The sequence below is a fragment of the Archangium sp. genome, assembly GCF_036389735.1.
In the GTDB taxonomy this organism is placed as follows: Bacteria; Myxococcota; Myxococcia; order Myxococcales; family Myxococcaceae; genus Archangium.
This window is the reverse complement of the sequence record NZ_DASVWK010000590.1, coordinates 1-15,357: the sequence shown is the minus strand read 5'-3', so window position 1 is coordinate 15,357 and position 15,357 is coordinate 1. Positions and strand designations below refer to the sequence as shown.

The following is a 15,357-nucleotide window of genomic DNA, read 5'->3' as shown; positions in this document are numbered from 1 at the left end:
CAAGGTGGGTTCGCAGGGGAGGGGACGGAAGGCGTGGGCCTCGGTCTTTGTGTACTTTCCTCCGACAGTCCGCTGGGGGGCCCCCGTGGGGGCGGGGGAGCACTTAGGGTGGGGGGATGCGAGTCGCGCTGAGCGATCTGCGGGAGCGAGGCCCCCGCCTGCTGAGGGGGGATGGCATCGGCCTGCTCGCCCTGCTGTTGGGCCTGCTGGCGGTGTTGCTGGGTTTCATCGCGCTGTCGGATGAGGTGCGGGAGAAGGAAACCCAACACTTCGACGAGCGGGTGCTGCTGTCGCTGCGACGCCCGGACAACCCGGAGCTGCCACGCGGCCCGGTGTGGCTGGCCGAGGCGGCGCGGGACGTGACGGCGTTGGGCAGTGTGTCGGTGCTCGCCCTGGTGGTGTGCACGGTGGGTGGCTACCTCGCGCTGGTGCGGCGCTGGCGCACGCTGGCCCTGGTGGTGGGCTCCACGGTGGGCGGTACGCTGCTGAACTCGCTCCTCAAGGGCCTGTTCGCCCGGCCCCGGCCCACGGTGGTGCCCCACCTCACCTGGGTGATGACGGAGAGCTTCCCCAGCGGGCACGCGATGCTGTCGGCCATCGTGTACCTCACGCTGGGGGCGCTGCTGGCGCAGCTCGTCGAGCGGCACTGGCTCAAGGTGTACCTGGTGGCGGTGGGGCTCTCGCTGCCGCTGCTCGTCGGGGTGACGCGCGTGTACCTGGGGGTGCACTACCCCACGGACGTGCTGGGTGGGTGGATGGCGGGGCTGGGCTGGGCGCTGCTCTCGGCGCTGGTGGCGCGCGCGGTCAGGCGGCGCAGCCACTCGCTGCGCGAGGAGGCCCGGGGAGAGACACAGCCGCCTTGAGCCCGCCCCGGCTCACGAGCCGGAGAAGAGGGGCCCGTGGGGGCGCACCGGCAGGCGGATGCAGAAGGCGGTGCCCTTGGGGTGGTTGTCCTCGACCCAGAGCCACCCGCCGTGGGCATGAATGGCGCGGCGGCAGAAGGCGAGTGCCAGCCGGTTGCCGCCCTCGGCGCGCCCGGAGGTGGGGGCGTGCTCGGGCAGATGGGCCTCGAAGAGGTGAGCGCGCGCGGCGGGGGGGATGCTGGGGCCCTCGTCGCGCACCCGCAGCTCCAGCAGGCCCGGCTCGGGGTTGGAGGCCTCCAGCGTCACCCGGCTGCTGCCCAGCGCGGTGTACTGGAAGGAGTTGTCCAACAGGTTGATGAGGGTGCGGCGCAGCAGCTCGCGATCGGCGGTGATGAGCGGCTCCACCAGCTTCACGGCCTGGGTGAAGCGGCGCGGCGAGCCCACCAGGCGCTGCTGGAAGTCGCGCACCACCTCGGACAGCAGGAGGTTGGCGTCGAACTCCGCCGGGTGGAAGGCGAAGGTGGCCTCGTCGCTGCTGGCGTCCAGCAGGTTGTGCACGGTGCGCTGGAGGCCGTCCGCCGCGTCGCGGATGTCGCGCGTGGCGCGCACCACCTCGTCCGGCAGGTGCGGGCGGTACATCGTGAAGGTGGCGTTGGTGAGGATGCTGGACAGCGGCGTCTTGAGGTCGCGCATCACCCGCTGCACCAGCTCGTCCTTCTGGTGCTGCACGCTGGCGAGCGTGTCGCGCTGCGAGCGCAGCTCCTCCTCGCGTCGCTCCAGCTCGCGCACCCGCAGCCGCAACAGGAGCTGGGCCTCCACCTGCCGTCCGAGCACCGCCAGCGCGTCCTGCTGCTCCGGCGTGAGGTGGCGCGGCTTGTTGTCGATGACGCACAGCGTGCCCATGTTGAGTCCGCCCAGGCCCTTGATGGGGATGCCCGCGTAGAAGCGCACGTGCGGCTCCCCGGTGACGAGCGGGTTGTCATGGAAGCGCTCATCCTGGACGGCATCCGGTACCACGAAGAGCTGCTCGCCGAGGATGGCGTGGGCGCAGAAGGCCAGGTCGCGCGGCGTCTCCGGTGCCTCCAGCCCGATGCGGGACTTGAACCATTGCCGGTAGTGGTCCACCAGGGACACCAGCGCGATGGGCGTGCCGCACAGGTGCGAGGCCAGACGCGTCAGGTCATCGAAGCCGGCCTCCGGCGTCGAGTCCATGATTTCCAGCGAGTCGAGCGCGGCGAGGCGCGCTTCCTCCTGGGGGTGGATGGGGGCAGCCTTCATGGGTGCGGTCTCCAGATAGGGAGAAGAACCCATCGCCCCGGCCGGGTCCATCGCCTCGTCGCGGAACCAGCGAGAACCGGGGCCCGCCTGAAGGGCGGGAGGACAGCCGACGGCGGGCGGGACGTCAGGATTATTGCGGCTCGGGCTCTTCCGTCCCCTTCTTCTTTCGCCACTCCTTGAAGCCCTCGACGAGGGAGAAGGGATGGAAGGCGAGGTGGTCGATGTTGCGATGGTAGGCCGCGAGGTAGGGCTCGCCCCCGAGCTGGATGACGGCTTGGGAGGGCCGTTCGGGCAGGTTGTAGAACCACGCCCGGGCCTCGTCCCGCGTGTTGAAGGAGGCCACCGCCGGAGGAAGACCGTCCTTCATCATCTCCTCGAGGTGGTACTCGATCGAGTGACTGAAGGGCATCCTTCGGAGGTCGCGATCACGCCAGTAATAGACGGTGTGGTACTGGTCGGCGATCAGCACGGCGGCCATGTGAGGCGGCTTGGGATGGTTTTTCAGCCACTCGGCCGCTTCTTCGTGCGTTGCGAAGGTGGCGATCACCACTTCGGGTCCGTCAGTCCTGAGGTCCTTGCGGTAGTCCTCGAATTCGTACTGCTGACCCGTCGTATTGATGAATCGGAGCGCTTCGGCGGCGGCGAGAAGCAACTCCTTCTCCTCCGGGGACTGGGTCTTTTCGTGAATCAGTCCCAGGAGATTGATCGCTTCGAAGATGAGTTTTCCGGTGTCCATGGGATGTCGCTCTGATGTGGGGGTCGAGCAGAGTGCGTCAAGATGCCAAGAGCGCCGCTGGAGCGAGGACAACGAGTCCCGCACCGGCCGAGACCGTGACGAAGGCAACTCCTGCGATGACAACAATGCTTCCCACCAGGACTCCCCGAGGGTTGCGCTTCAGCCAGTCCACCGCTTCGTTCATGGCCGAGAACTCCTGGGGCCGGCGGCCCTGGAGCTCTTCGCAATCAAGGTAGGGTTGCCAGCATTGGTCGCGGCACCACTCTTTCTTTCCGCCCATCCCCCGTCCCCCAGACGTGATGTGTCCATATCCCCGAGGCAATGGGCGCTCCACGCACGTATCGACGCACTCAGCCTCACTGGAACCAGACGGGTCTTCATGCGGGGGAGGGGGGTCTACCATGAAGGCCGTGGTAGGGAAGGGCCGTGGACGACCTCGAAGCGCGCCGCCGCGAGCAGCACAAGCTGCGTCTCTCCTGGATGCCTTGGCTCTACTTCACCCTCAAGCCGCGCCACCGGACCTGGGCCGAGGCCTGGCAGAAGGAGGTGCAGGACTCGTTGCGCGAGCTGGAGACGGTGGAGATCGCCGAGGGCTGTTTCATCGCTCCGGAAGCCCGGCTGTTCGCCGAGCCGGGTCGGGCCATCCGCCTCATCGGCCCCGGGGTGAGCATCGCCGCCCACGCCTTCGTCCACGGGCCCGTGGTGCTCGAGGCCGGGGTGAGCCTCAACGCGCGCGTCAGCCTGGACGGTGGAGCGGGCGGCATCCGCATCGGCGAGGGCAGCCGTCTCGCCACCGGCGCCACCCTCTACGCCTTCGACCATGGGCTGGCCCCGGATCGGCCCGTGCGCTCCCAACCCGTCACCTCCAGCGGCATCGTCCTCGGCAAGGACGTCTGGGTGGGGGCCAACGCCGGCATCACCGACGGGGTGCGCATCGGGGACCACGCCGTCGTGGGCATGGGCGCCGTCGTCACCCGGGATGTGCCCGCATGGGCCATCGTCGCCGGTGTGCCCGCCCGGGTCATCGGTGATCGCCGCGACCGCCGCCGCTCCGGTGCTCCCGGCTCGGGTTGGCCACCGGACGATTCCAACCAGTAACAGGCGGACGTTTTCCAGGGAGACTGTCAACTCACGATGGGCTGGTAGCCGTGCCCGGTCCCTCGATTGACTCCGCTTTGTTCTGGCGCCTTATGCTCGAAATTCATGGGGGTCCGCTCTGAGGGGATGGGGTGGTCGTTGCCGTCCCCCCAGGGGGACAAGGAGCGCGGACATGGCGTACCAACAGCTCTCGCAGGCCGTCGTCTTCGATGTGGAACGCCCGCGGACGGGCTCGCGCTCGCGGCTTCAGGGCGTCACCTCGGGCCCACGTCCGGGACTGTCAGCGGACGCGCTGCGCTACCACTTCCTGGCCGAGCAGCTGCGCGAGGTGGTCTTCCACCTCGATGGGGCCGGGTGCGTCACCTTCCTGGGTCCCGCGTGGACGTCCCTGTCCGGCCAGTCCGTGGAGGAGGTGCTCGGCCAGCCGCTGAAGGCGCTGGTTCACGAGGAGGATCAGCCGCGCGTGCAGGCCGTGCTGGAGGCGCTCGCCGCGCGTGTGCAGGCGTCCTTCCGGCTCGAGCTGCGGCTGACGGTCTCCAGTGGCCCCCTCTGGGTGGAGCTGGCCGCCCACAGCTCGCCCACGGGCGAGGGCGAGGTGCTGGGCACGCTGACGAACCTCACCGAGCTGCGGCAGATGCAGACGCGCCTTCAGCAGTCCGATCACCTGGCCACCCTGGGGATGCTCGTGCCGGGCTTCGCGCACGAGATGAACAACCCGCTGGCCTTCATGATGGCCAACCTCGACTTCCTGCTGCAGAGCATGGGGGACGTGGCCGGGAGCGCCTCGACGAATCAGGTGGCCGAGTGGCGCGAGGCGGTGGGCGAGGTGCGCGAGGGCGCCGAGCGGCTGCGGCACCTCATCGGGCACCTGCGCCAGTTCCGCTCGAACTCGGGGCAGGGGCCGGTGGATGTGAACCAGGTGCTCGACACGGTGGGGCAGATGGTGTCCAGCACGCTGCGCTCGCGCGGGCGGCTGGTGCGCGACTACGGCGCCCGGGTGGTGGTGGTGGGCAGCGAGGGCGGGTTGCGTCAGGTCTTCCTCAACCTCGTGCTGCGGGCGGTGCTCTCGCTGCCGGACGATGGGGACACCGAGGTGAACGAGGTGCGCCTGGTGACGCGCGAGGATGGCGCGGGTCACGTGGTGGTGGAGGTGCATGACACTGGCGCCGGCATCCCACCCGAGCACCTGCCGCACGTCTTCGAGCCGCTCTTCGCCTCGAGAGGGACCGAGGCGGGCCCGGGCCCGACGCTCTCCGTGTGCCAGGACATCGTGCGAGGGCTCGGGGGGACCATCACCGTGATGTCCTCCGTGGGTGTGGGCACTGTCTTCCGTGTGACCCTGCCCACGGACTCCTGAAAAGGGCCGTCGATTCCTACCCTCCAAGAGAGGCGGCTCCGGCCGTCTTGGAGGTGTGTGTGCGCTCGTCTCTCATCCGCCTGGGTGCGCTCGTGCTGGCACTGGGGCTCGCCGCTTGTGGCCGCTGCGGCTCCCGCTCGGGACTGGAGGAGGGCGGGCCGCCCGTGGGGCAGGGCGGCCAGGGGCTCGGCGGCACCTGTGCCGGGCAGCAGTCGTTCCTCATCGGCAGTGGCATCTACGACATCACCGGCCCCGCCGCCGGGGTGGGGATGCTGGGGTACGTGGAGCTGGAGCAGCAGGCGGCGGGCATCCACCAGCGTCTGCGCTCGCGCGCCTTCGTGTTCGCCTCGCCGTGCAATGGCAAGCGCGTGGTGTTCGTGAGCGCGGACCTGGGCATGGTGTTCCAGGGGGTGAAGCAGCAGGTCCTGGAGCGGCTGCGCGCCAGGTACGGGCGGCTCTACTCCGACGACAACGTGCTGCTGAGCGCCACCCACACGCACAGCGGGCCGGGCGGCTTCTCGCACTATGCCCTCTACAACTTGAGCACGTTCGGCTTCGAACCGAAGAACTTCGAGGCCATCGTGGAAGGCATCTACCAGTCCATCGTCCGCGCCCATGAGCACCTGGAGCCGGGCCGTGTCTTCCTGGCCGCGGGGGAGCTGCTCGACGCGAGCCTCAACCGCTCGCCGGAGGCCTACCAGCTCAACCCGCCCGAGGAGCGCGCCCGCTATGCGCACGACACGGACAAGCGGATGACGCTGCTGCGCCTCACGAAGGACTCGGGAGTGGAGGTGGGGCTCATCAACTGGTTCGCCGTCCACGCCACCTCGATGGGCATGGAGCACCGCTTCATCAGCGGCGACAACAAGGGCCATGCCTCGTACCTCTTCGAGAAGGCGAAGGGCACGCGCTACGACGCCACCGGGGACACCTTCGTGGCCGCCTTCGCGCAGAGCAACGAGGGCGATGTGACGCCCAACATCCATGGGGGCACCGAGGGCGGAGGCAAGGACGACTTCGAGAGCACGGAGCGCTCCGGCCGCAAGCAGTACGAGCGCGCGGCCTCGCTCTACGCGAGCGCCACCACGCCCCTCACCGGCGGGGTGGACTACCGGCATGTGTTCGTGAAGATGGATGAGGTGAAGGTGTCGCCCACCTTCACCGACGGCACCGAGCAGCGCACGTGCCCGGCGGCCATTGGCATCTCCATGCTGGCGGGAGCGGAGGACGGGCCGGGCGTGGGCCACGAGGGCGCCACCTGCGCCGCCATGCACAACCTGTGGAGCGCCTTCACCTGCACCACCACCACCACGCCCTGTCAGGCGGAGAAGCCCATCGTGCTGGAGATGGGCTCGATGAAGCCCTTCCCGTGGAGCCCCGAGGTGCTGCCGCTCCAGCTCGTCACGGTGGGAAACCTGGCGCTGGTGGCGGTGCCCTTCGAGCTGACGACGATGGCGGGCCGCCGCCTGCGCGAGACGGTACGGGCGCAACTGGCGCCGGCGGGGGTGACGGAGGTGGTCATCGCCGGCCTGTCCAACGCCTACTCGGGCTATGTCGCCACGCGCGAGGAGTACGCCAAGCAGGAATACGAGGGGGCCTCCACCCACTTCGGACCGTGGACGCTGGCGGCCCTTCAGCAGGAATTCGGCGTCCTGGCCCGCTCCCTGCGCGAGGGCTCGTACGTGCTCCCGGGCCCGGCGCCGCGCGATCTCTGCCAGCAGCAGAGCCGGCTGCGGCCCGGCGTCCTCTTCGACGACAAACCCCTGTGGGTGCACTTCGGGGACGTCTCCGTCGACGCGCGCGAGTCCTACGCCCGGGGCGAGACGGTCCGCGTCACCTTCTGGAGTGGCCACCCGAAGAACGACCCGCACACGCAGGGCACCTTCCTGCGCGTGCAGCGCCGTGCGGGCCTGTTGTGGAAGGACGTGGCGTACGACTGGGACTGGGAGACGAAGTACACGTGGCGGCGTGACTACTGCCTGCCCACCCTGGCGTGCTCGCACGCGCTCCTCGAGTGGACCATTCCCCCGGACGCGGAGCCGGGCACCTACCGCCTCGTCCACGAGGGCGACTGGAAGTCCGGTTGGGATGGCCGGGTGCGCCCCTTCCAGGGCACCTCCCGCCCCTTCACGGTGGAGTGAGGCCGCGCCGGGCGGCGCTCAAGTGCAGGTCCGCTCCGGGGTGCAGTTCTTGTTGCACTTGCGGCAGGCCTCGCCGCCCTTGCCGCACTTGTCCCGCGTGTTGCCCGGCTCGCACGTGTTGCCCGCGCAGCAGCCCGAGCAGGAGTTGGGCGTGCAGCGGCACGTCCCGCCCACGCACTCCTGCCCCGGACCACAGGGGCTGCTGCTTCCGCACTTGCACTGCCCGCCCACGCAGCGATCCACGTTCAGCCCCTCGCAGGACAGGCCGGTGCCGCAGACGCAGACCCCGCGGACATCGCAGGCGTCGTTGCGCGCCGGATCGCACGCCACGCAGGCGATGCCACCCGAGCCACAGGTGTTGAAGGAGGGCGAGGTGCATCGGCCGTTGTAGCAACAGCCCTCGCACCCGGCGCAGAAGTCTCCCCCGCCCCCCCCACCCCCATCCGGGGTGTTGCCGGTGCCCCCGTCCCCCGTGTTGTGGGGGGGAGCGGTCGGCTCCAGGCGGATGGTGACGTCCACCTCGTACCCGTCGCGCACCTGGGCGGTGCCCTTGCCGCGCGCCACCAGCACCCTGTCGCGCAGGCCCTCGACATTCACCGTCGCGTTCGTGCCGTTGGCGACATTGCCCAGCAGGATGCGCACCGTCTCCCCGCTGTTGAGCACGCGCGCTTGCTGCTCGGGCAGGATGTGGGGCCCGAACGTCGGCCCGCTCTCCACCGAGCCCACCACGCGCATCTGCGTGAGCAACAGCGTGGTGTCGAATTCCGTGGTGACGTAGAGCGACGTCCCGGCCGCCGCCGCTGGATCCCTACAGGCGGCCAGCAGCACGGCGCACACGAGCGCCAGCACGCCGCGCCACCCAACCCTCTCGGCCCCTTCACCAGATCCGCGCATCATTACGCACACGAGGGTAGCCACGGATCAGCGGAAGCGGCGGATAGGGGCCGCGCTTCTGTCTGACAGCGGACGTTATCGCCGACCCGGTGATGAGTGGTGGCCAGGGGAATGCCCTCAGAGGTGGGCGAGAGCTTCCGTCGCGGATGGGGACTGTGATGGCGCGGACGGTCGGCGCGGGGGCATCAGCCGCAGCAGGTGCTCGCGCAGCGCGGGCGAGGGGTTGAGGAACTGGAGGCCCACGCCCGGGGACATGCGCCAGGCGCGTGCCTGGACCGAGTCCACGTGGCGCACCACCTCCGCGACGCACTCCACCTCCTCGCCGCCGAGCAGGAGGGTGAACTCGAGGCGGGTGAAGAGCGGGGGGAAGGGCTCGGCGCAGCACATGAAGAGGCCGCCGCGGCTGAGCTCGCTGCAGTGCACCACCACGGAGCCGCTGCCCTGGTCGCGGCGCACCCGGGCCGTCCAGGTGGGGAGCGGCGTGGGATCATTCGGCTCGGGCAGGCTGGGCGGCGCGGGAATGGGGGTGGAGGGGGCCCGGGGCCGGGCGCCCGTAGGGGCGGGCCATGCGACGGGAGTCGTCCGCGTGGCGGCGAGCAGGGCCTTCTTGAAGTCGGGCGCGGTGGCGAAGCGCTCCGCCGGGGCGCGGGCCAGGGCGCGCACGAGGGCGAGCGAGAGCGCCTCCGGGACGGCGGGGGCCAGCATGTGGGGTGGGCGGAGCGGGGGCGGGGGCTCCGGCGAGAGCACCAGCTCCGCGAGCTGTCCGCGAGGGAAGGGGAGCTGGCCGGTGACGAGCAGGTAGCCGGTGACGCCCAGCGAATAGAGGTCCGCGCGCCCATCCACGGGCTGGCCCGCCCACTGCTCCGGGGCCATGTACGCGGGGGTGCCGAACACCTGCCCGGCCATCGTCTGCTCCACGCCGCCGGTGTCGTGCAGCGCCTTGGCCACGCCGAAGTCGAGCACCTTGAGCGTGGGCCGCTCTCCCGGGCGCTCCATCATGAGGAGGTTGTCCGGCTTGAGATCGCGGTGCACCACGCCGCCGCGGTGCACGGCCTCCAGCGCGTCGCAGGCCTGGGCGAGCAGCCACGCCACCAGCCCCGGCTCCACCGGGCGCGGCAGGCGCGACAGGGGGAGTCCGTCCAGGTACTCCATGACGAAGTAGTGGAGCCCGTCCTCCGACTCGCCGATGTCGAAGATGCGGACGATGTTGGGGTGGCCGATGAGGTTCACCGTGCGCGCCTCGGCGTAGAAGCGCGCGCGCAGCCGGGCGTCCCGGGCCAGGTCCGGGTGCAGCACCTTGAGCGCCACCCGGGCGCCGATGAGCGTCTGCTCGGCGAGGTACACCGTGCCCATGCCACCGCTGCCCAGCTGACGCGTCAGCCGGTAGTGCCCGAGCGTGCGCCCGGTCAGGTCCACCGGCGACGCCGACATCCCGGACACCGGCCGGGAAGCGGGATCCTCGGCTCCGGTGCAGGTGTCCTGATCCGGGTCGCACATGAAGCTCATGGAGGGCTCGGGCGAGCTGTACGGGCGGGACATGGATGTGTTTGGACCGTTTGCAAGGCCCATGCTTCGTTGCAGCGCCAACGGCGTGGGGGCGGCTTATGTCGGAGGCAGTGCGCGACGGCGCGAAATCGCGGGCTTGGAGTGTCCGTCCGTGCACGGATTCCTCGCCCCTGGGTCCGAGTTTCAATTCGTTCAGGCGGGCCCCCGGAAGTTGCTCAAAACTTCCACCTCTCGCGGGTTTCGATGGATGTTCTGCTCTACCTGCCGAGATACGGTAGGCGTGCAAAACGTGTCGTGTGGAGTAGGGAGGGCGCCCGCGTGATCATCATCCTGATGGGGGTATCCGGGGTGGGGAAGACGGCCGTGGGGACGCGGCTGGCCGAGGTGCTCGGGTGGCGTTTCCGGGACGCGGATGATTTCCACTCCGCCGAGAACATCGCGAAGATGGCCGCGGGCCTTCCGCTCACGGACGAGGACCGGTGGCCGTGGCTGGAGCGGCTGCGCGAGCTCATCCGGAGCGCGCTGGAGTCAGGCGAGGAGTTGGTGCTGGCGTGCTCGGCGCTGCGGCGCGTCTACCGGGAGCGGTTGACGGTGGACCCGGCGCGGGAGCGCTGGGTGTCCTTGTGGGCGCCTCGCGAGGTCATCGCGGAGCGCCTGGCGAAGCGGCGGGGCCACTACATGTCGCCGATGCTGCTCGACAGCCAGCTCGCCATCCTGGAGGCCGCGGACGAGGCACTGAAGGTGGAGGTGTCGGCGAACGTGGACACCATCGTCGCGCGGATCCTCGAGGAACTGGGACTTCAGCCGTCCTCCTGACGGAACGCGGGCCAGGTGAAGGGCGCCACCGTCCAGCGCTCGCGCAGGCGGGACTCCAGTGTCTCCAGCGTGGGGGCGAGCCCCGGGAAACCCTCGGCGGGCGCGAGCAGGGCGCGGCAGCGCGCGAGGTGGTGCAGCAGGGCGGCGCGCTCGGAGAGGCCCGGAGCCCACTCGCGGTCCTCCTCCAGCACGCGCGGGTGCAGCCACTGGAAGAGGTTCACCGTGCGCGCCAGTGCCAGCGTGGCCCGTGCGCGCGCCCACGCCGAGTCCACCTGGGCCGCCTCGCAGTGCGCCGAGAGGGTGATGCGGTAGGTGATGTCGGCGCGGGACACGAGCTCGTCCGGGAGGGGAAGGGTGACGAGCCACATCAACGCGTCGTACAGCGCGTGGCGCATGCCCGCGTACTCGAAGTCGAGCAGGCGCGGGCCGGCGGGGGTGAAGAGCACGTTGCTCGGCGCCAGGTCCCCGTGGGTGAAGGCGAGAAAGGGCCCCGGGTCGGCCAGCGTGCGCGCGATGACCTCCAGGTCCTCGTGCAGGCCCGGAGCCGCCTCGGCCTCCACTGCCGCGAGCCAGCGCAGCAGCCGGCCCTCGTTCTCCAGGAGGAAGCGCGCGTTCTCCACGCGCACGCGCTCGGGGCGGGGCGGGAGCGCCTGCCGGACGAGCTCGTACGCGGACTGCGTCCCCAGCGTCCGGGCATGCAGCTGTCCGGTGAGCCGCGCGGTGGCGATCAGCCCGCCATGGGCCGCGCGCGCATCCTCTCCGCGCAGCAACGTCTCCAGCGTGGGCCCGCGTCCCAGGTCCTCCAGCACGAAGAGGCGTGCCGCCACGTCGCCCGCGAGGAAGCGCGGGCCTGACTCCACGCCGCGCTGGGTGAGGAACTCGGCGCCGGCCCAGTCATCGAGCCCGCACACCGGCTCGTCCCGGAAGTGCTTGAGGATGACGGCCGGCACCGGACCGCCGCGCACCTGCGCGCGCACCACCACGCTGCGCGTCTCGTCCTTGAGGAGCTCGGGCGCGCTGAGCAGCACCGGGCGGCCCCAGGTCGCCGACAGCGCGCGAGCCCCCTCCGCCAGCAGGGTCGAGAGGTCCGGCGCGCTCAGGACCGCCGCTCCACCGCCGCCCCCAGCCGCTCCAGCAGCTCGCGGTACCAGGAGAAGGCCCGCTCGGTGCGTCCCGGCAGGGCCTTCGTCCCCCACAGCACGGTGAGGGTGCGGCGCGTGTCGCCCTGCGTCTTGGTGCGCTGCGAGTCCTTCACCGCGTTGGCGCAGGGGCCCTCCGCGTCGAAGAGGCACAGCAGGCCCTCCAGGTCGATGCTCTGCCCGGAGGCGTTGAAGACATAGCTGGCCCCGGCCGGCGCCACGCCGACACGGAAGGGGGCCCGGGCCCGGTCCACGTCCACCACGCTGATGGGCAGGCCGCTGTGCAGGGACACCGCGTTGCACACGTCCACCGCGGCGTTGATGGAGCCGAGCGAGCCGTCCCCCGCCGCCCGCACGAGGTACTCCGAGGCCGGCTTGCCCCGGCCCGTGGGCTTGTAGCCGCCGTGGCGCAGCAAGTCGCGCACCGCCCCCCGCACGGCGTCATCGGCGCTCAAGGGCGCCGCCACGTCCGGCTTCAGCAGCGCCACCAGCCACTCGGGCGAGGGCGAGGCGGACAGGGGGGAGGGGAGGGTGGCCTCGAAGGCCACCACGTCCAACAGGGGATGGGCGTCGATGGTGAGCACGCCGGGTTTCTACTCGAAGAGGCGGGTGGCCAGGCGCTGCATCTTCTTCGCCTTCCCCGTGTATGGGGGGAACATGGTGCGCAGGAAGGACAGGGGGCCCTGGCGCAGCACCGCCCGCTCGTGGCTGAAGGTGCGGAAGCCGAACTCGCCGTGGTAGTTGCCCACGCCGCTCTCGCCGATGCCGCCGAAGGGCAGCTCCGCGTTGCTCAGGTGCACCACCGTCGTGTTCACGCACGTGCCGCCCGCGGACGTCTCCGACAGCAGCCGGTCCACCGACCTGGAGTCGTGGCTGAAGATGTACATGGCCAGCGGCTTGGTCCCCGCGCGGATATAGCTCACCACGTCCTCCAGCTTCTCGTAGCGGAGCACCGGCAGCACCGGGCCGAAGATCTCCTCCTCCATGATGGGCGTCTCGGGCTTCACGTCCGCGAGCACCGTGGGCGCGATGTAGCGGCTGGTGGCGTCCACCGTGCCGCCCACCGCCACGCGCACCCCGCTGGCCACCGAGCGCTCCAGCAGCCCGTTGACCCGGGCGAACTGCCCGTCATCCACCATGCGGCAGAAGTCCGGGGTGGCCTTGCGCGCCTCCTCCGTCTTTCCGTAGAAGCGCTCCACCGTCTCGCGCAGCTTGGTGACGAACGCCTCCTCCTTCGAGGCATGCACGTACACGTAGTCCGGCGCCACGCACGTCTGCCCGCCATTGAGGAACTTGCCGAAGGCGATGCGCTCGGCCGCGGCGTCGAGGTCCGCCGTCTCGTCCACCACGGCGGGCGACTTGCCGCCCAGCTCCAACGTCACACCGGCCAGGAACCTCGCCGCCGCCTCCATCACCTTGCGCCCCACCTTCGGGCCGCCGGTGAAGAAGAAGTGGTCGAAGGGCAGCTCCAGCAGGGCCTGGCTCTCCTTCGCCCCGCCCTGCACCACCGTCACCTCGGCCGGGTCGAACACGTCGCGGATGAGCTGGTCGATGAAGGCCGCCGTGTGCGGCGTCTTCTCGCTCGGCTTGAGCAGCGCGCAGTTGCCCGCCGCCACCGCCGCCACCAGCGGGGCGATGGTGAGCTGGAAGGGGTAGTTCCACGGCGCCATGATGAGCACCACGCCCTTGGGCTCGTAGCGCACCTCGCTGCTCGTGCCGGTGAGCAGCATGGGCGTGCCCACCTTGCGCGGCTTCATCCACTTCTCGAGGTGGCGGATGGTGTGGGTCAGCTCCGAGAGCACCATCAGCAGCTCGGACGTCTCCACCTCGGACGCCGGCTTGCGGAAGTCCGCGTGGATGGCCTGGTAGAGCGCCTCGCGCCGCTCGACGATGGCGTGCCGCAGCTTCTTCAGCCGCGCGATGCGCTCCTTCGCGCTCGTGCGCGACATGTCCCAGCGCCGGGCCCGCAGGCGCTCGAACGTCTCCTGGAAGGGGTTCGTCCGGGCCTGCTCTTCCATGCTCACCACGCGCATTGGTTCGTCTCCTCTGGTTGCTCTACGTATTGCATATCGGGCCCCTCAGCGTGCTTCCAGCCCGCGCAGCAGCGTGGTGAGGCAAGCCGTCAGCTCGCGGGTGAAGTCCACCCGCAGGGGGTTGAGATGCGGGGCGGCCTCGTGGACCTCTCGGGCCACCGGGGCCAGGTCCGCCATCTGCCGCAGGCCCACCACCAGGGCGTGCACCTGAAGGAAGAAGTGGATGCCCTCGCCGGCCGACAGGAAGGGCAGCCGCTTCTCCACCAGTGTCCCCGCCCGCACCACCGCCTCCAGCAGCCGCTCCTTGAAGCCTCGGACCTGCTCCACGGTGACGTTCTGCTCCAGCACCGTCTGGAGCCTCGCCAGCAATCGGGTGAGCGACTCCTCTCCCTCCAGCGACTCCGCCACCGTGCGCGCCACCCGCGCCCCCGTCCACCGGCCCTCGCCCCGCGCCAGCAGCTCCTCCAGCCTCGGGAACCAGGCGAAGAGCTGCTCCTCCAGCAGGGCCAGGAACAGCGCCTCCTTGGTGGGGAAGTAGAGGAACACCGTCCCCTTGGCGAGGCGGGCCCGCTCCGCCACGTCCGCCATCTTCACCTCGTCGTACGAGGTGGCCCGGTAGAGCTCCAGCGCCCCTTCCAGCAACTGCCGCCGCCTCGCCTCCTTGTCCTCTTCCTTCCGCGCCCGCTGGGGCATCACCCGCTTCGCGCTGTTGCTGACCATGGGTCACCAAATAGGAGCCTCCCCGCCCCCTGTCAAGTGACTCCCGGTCATCTGCCCGGGGGTGAACGTGGAACTCGCGAGCGCCTGGAGGATGTGCGAGCGTGTAGGCATGCGGCCCATCCAGGCGGAGCTCCTCGACGGCGGTGGACTGTACCGGGAGGTGGTGCTCGCCAAGCTGGCGCACGCGCGCGAGTCGGTGTGGATAGCGACGGCGAACGTGAAGGCCATGTACGTGGAGCAGGCGGGGCGCTTCGTGCCGTTGCTGGAGGTGCTGGACGGGCTGGCGGCGCGCGGGGTGGCGTTGCGGCTGCTGCACGCGGAGCTGCCCAGCCGGCCCTTCCGGGCGGAGTTCGACAAGCGCTCGCGGCTGGTGCGGGGCGGCCTGGAGTTGAAGGTGTGCCCGCGGGTGCACTTCAAGACGGTGTTGGTGGATGGGGCGTGGGCGTACCTGGGCAGCGCCAACCTCACCGGGGCCGGGCTGGGGGCCAAGGGCGCGGACGTGCGCAACTTCGAGATGGGCTTCGTCACCGAGGACTTCGACGTCATCGATCGGGTGACGGCGCTCTACGAGTCGGTGTGGAGCGGGGCCGAGTGCCGGGGGTGCCGGCTGCGCGCGGTGTGCCCGGATCCCATCCTGCCCGCGGGGGCCCTCGCGGCGAAGAAGGGCCCATCCGACGGCATCCGGCTGGGCAAGGCGCGGCGGCTGGTGCGTCGGCGGCCCGAGGGACGGGGCGGTTAGAGCGTCTTGCGGTGCCGGGCCCGCCACGCGCTGGGGG

14 protein-coding genes are annotated in these 15,357 nt (G+C 70.5%); 6 read left to right on the top strand and 8 right to left on the bottom strand.

Features of this window, described 5'->3' with window-relative positions; genetic code table 11:
- Positions 1–116 precede the first annotated feature (116 nt).
- The gene (locus tag VF794_RS20675) at positions 117–863 is read left to right on the top strand and encodes a phosphatase PAP2 family protein (protein ID WP_331113004.1); all 747 of its coding nucleotides are present in this window, start codon (positions 117–119) and stop codon (positions 861–863) included.
- 12 nt (positions 864–875) lie between these two features.
- Here VF794_RS20675 and VF794_RS20670 read toward each other — a convergent pair whose 3' ends face one another.
- Positions 876–2,141: a GAF domain-containing sensor histidine kinase gene (locus tag VF794_RS20670; RefSeq protein ID WP_331113002.1), complete on the bottom strand. Its 1,266-nt coding sequence runs from the start codon at positions 2,139–2,141 to the stop codon at positions 876–878.
- A 130-nt stretch (positions 2,142–2,271) separates the two neighbouring features.
- Positions 2,272–2,949 carry a head protein gene (locus VF794_RS20665; RefSeq protein ID WP_331113000.1) on the bottom strand — a complete coding sequence of 226 codons (678 nt, stop codon included), beginning with the start codon at positions 2,947–2,949 and terminating at the stop codon, positions 2,272–2,274.
- A gap of 408 nt (positions 2,950–3,357) precedes the next feature.
- On the opposite strand from VF794_RS20665, the gene VF794_RS20660 reads away from it, so the two are divergent.
- The 3 genes from VF794_RS20660 to VF794_RS20650 all read left to right on the top strand — a co-directional run bounded on the left by VF794_RS20660 (position 3,358) and on the right by VF794_RS20650 (position 7,473).
- The gene (locus VF794_RS20660) at positions 3,358–3,975 is read left to right on the top strand and encodes an acyltransferase (protein WP_331113006.1); all 618 of its coding nucleotides are present in this window, start codon (positions 3,358–3,360) and stop codon (positions 3,973–3,975) included.
- Between the two features lie 172 nt (positions 3,976–4,147).
- Positions 4,148–5,332 carry a two-component system sensor histidine kinase NtrB gene (locus VF794_RS20655; protein WP_331112998.1) on the top strand — a complete coding sequence of 395 codons (1,185 nt, stop codon included), beginning with the start codon at positions 4,148–4,150 and terminating at the stop codon, positions 5,330–5,332.
- A gap of 59 nt (positions 5,333–5,391) precedes the next feature.
- Positions 5,392–7,473: a neutral/alkaline ceramidase gene (locus VF794_RS20650; protein WP_331112995.1), complete on the top strand. Its 2,082-nt coding sequence runs from the start codon at positions 5,392–5,394 to the stop codon at positions 7,471–7,473.
- An 18-nt stretch (positions 7,474–7,491) separates the two neighbouring features.
- On the opposite strand, the gene VF794_RS20645 is transcribed toward VF794_RS20650, so the two are convergent.
- Both VF794_RS20645 and VF794_RS20640 read right to left on the bottom strand, forming a co-directional pair.
- Positions 7,492–8,322: a hypothetical protein gene (locus VF794_RS20645; protein WP_331112993.1), complete on the bottom strand. Its 831-nt coding sequence runs from the start codon at positions 8,320–8,322 to the stop codon at positions 7,492–7,494.
- Positions 8,323–8,484: 162 nt separating this feature from the next.
- Entirely contained in the window at positions 8,485–9,906 is a 1,422-nt protein-coding gene (locus VF794_RS20640; RefSeq protein ID WP_331112991.1) for a serine/threonine-protein kinase, read from the bottom strand.
- 285 nt (positions 9,907–10,191) lie between these two features.
- Between VF794_RS20640 and VF794_RS20635 the strand changes: the two genes are divergently transcribed.
- Positions 10,192–10,689: a gluconokinase gene (locus VF794_RS20635; protein WP_331112989.1), complete on the top strand. Its 498-nt coding sequence runs from the start codon at positions 10,192–10,194 to the stop codon at positions 10,687–10,689.
- On the opposite strand, the gene VF794_RS20630 is transcribed toward VF794_RS20635, so the two are convergent.
- From VF794_RS20630 to VF794_RS20615, 4 genes are all read right to left on the bottom strand, one after another.
- Positions 10,674–11,717 carry a phosphotransferase gene (locus tag VF794_RS20630; RefSeq protein WP_331112987.1) on the bottom strand — a complete coding sequence of 348 codons (1,044 nt, stop codon included), beginning with the start codon at positions 11,715–11,717 and terminating at the stop codon, positions 10,674–10,676. The genes VF794_RS20635 and VF794_RS20630 overlap by 16 nt on opposite strands.
- A gap of 68 nt (positions 11,718–11,785) precedes the next feature.
- Positions 11,786–12,412 carry a phenylalanine--tRNA ligase beta subunit-related protein gene (locus tag VF794_RS20625; protein ID WP_331112985.1) on the bottom strand — a complete coding sequence of 209 codons (627 nt, stop codon included), beginning with the start codon at positions 12,410–12,412 and terminating at the stop codon, positions 11,786–11,788.
- A gap of 9 nt (positions 12,413–12,421) precedes the next feature.
- On the bottom strand, positions 12,422–13,861 hold the full coding sequence (locus tag VF794_RS20620; RefSeq protein ID WP_331112983.1) for an aldehyde dehydrogenase family protein: 1,440 nt from the start codon (positions 13,859–13,861) through the stop codon (positions 12,422–12,424).
- Positions 13,862–13,906: 45 nt separating this feature from the next.
- Positions 13,907–14,581, bottom strand: coding sequence for a TetR/AcrR family transcriptional regulator (locus VF794_RS20615; protein ID WP_331112981.1), 675 nt, complete (start codon positions 14,579–14,581; stop codon positions 13,907–13,909).
- Positions 14,582–14,690: 109 nt separating this feature from the next.
- On the opposite strand from VF794_RS20615, the gene VF794_RS20610 reads away from it, so the two are divergent.
- Positions 14,691–15,320 carry a phospholipase D-like domain-containing protein gene (locus tag VF794_RS20610; RefSeq protein WP_331112979.1) on the top strand — a complete coding sequence of 210 codons (630 nt, stop codon included), beginning with the start codon at positions 14,691–14,693 and terminating at the stop codon, positions 15,318–15,320.
- Positions 15,321–15,357: the final 37 nt, after the last annotated feature.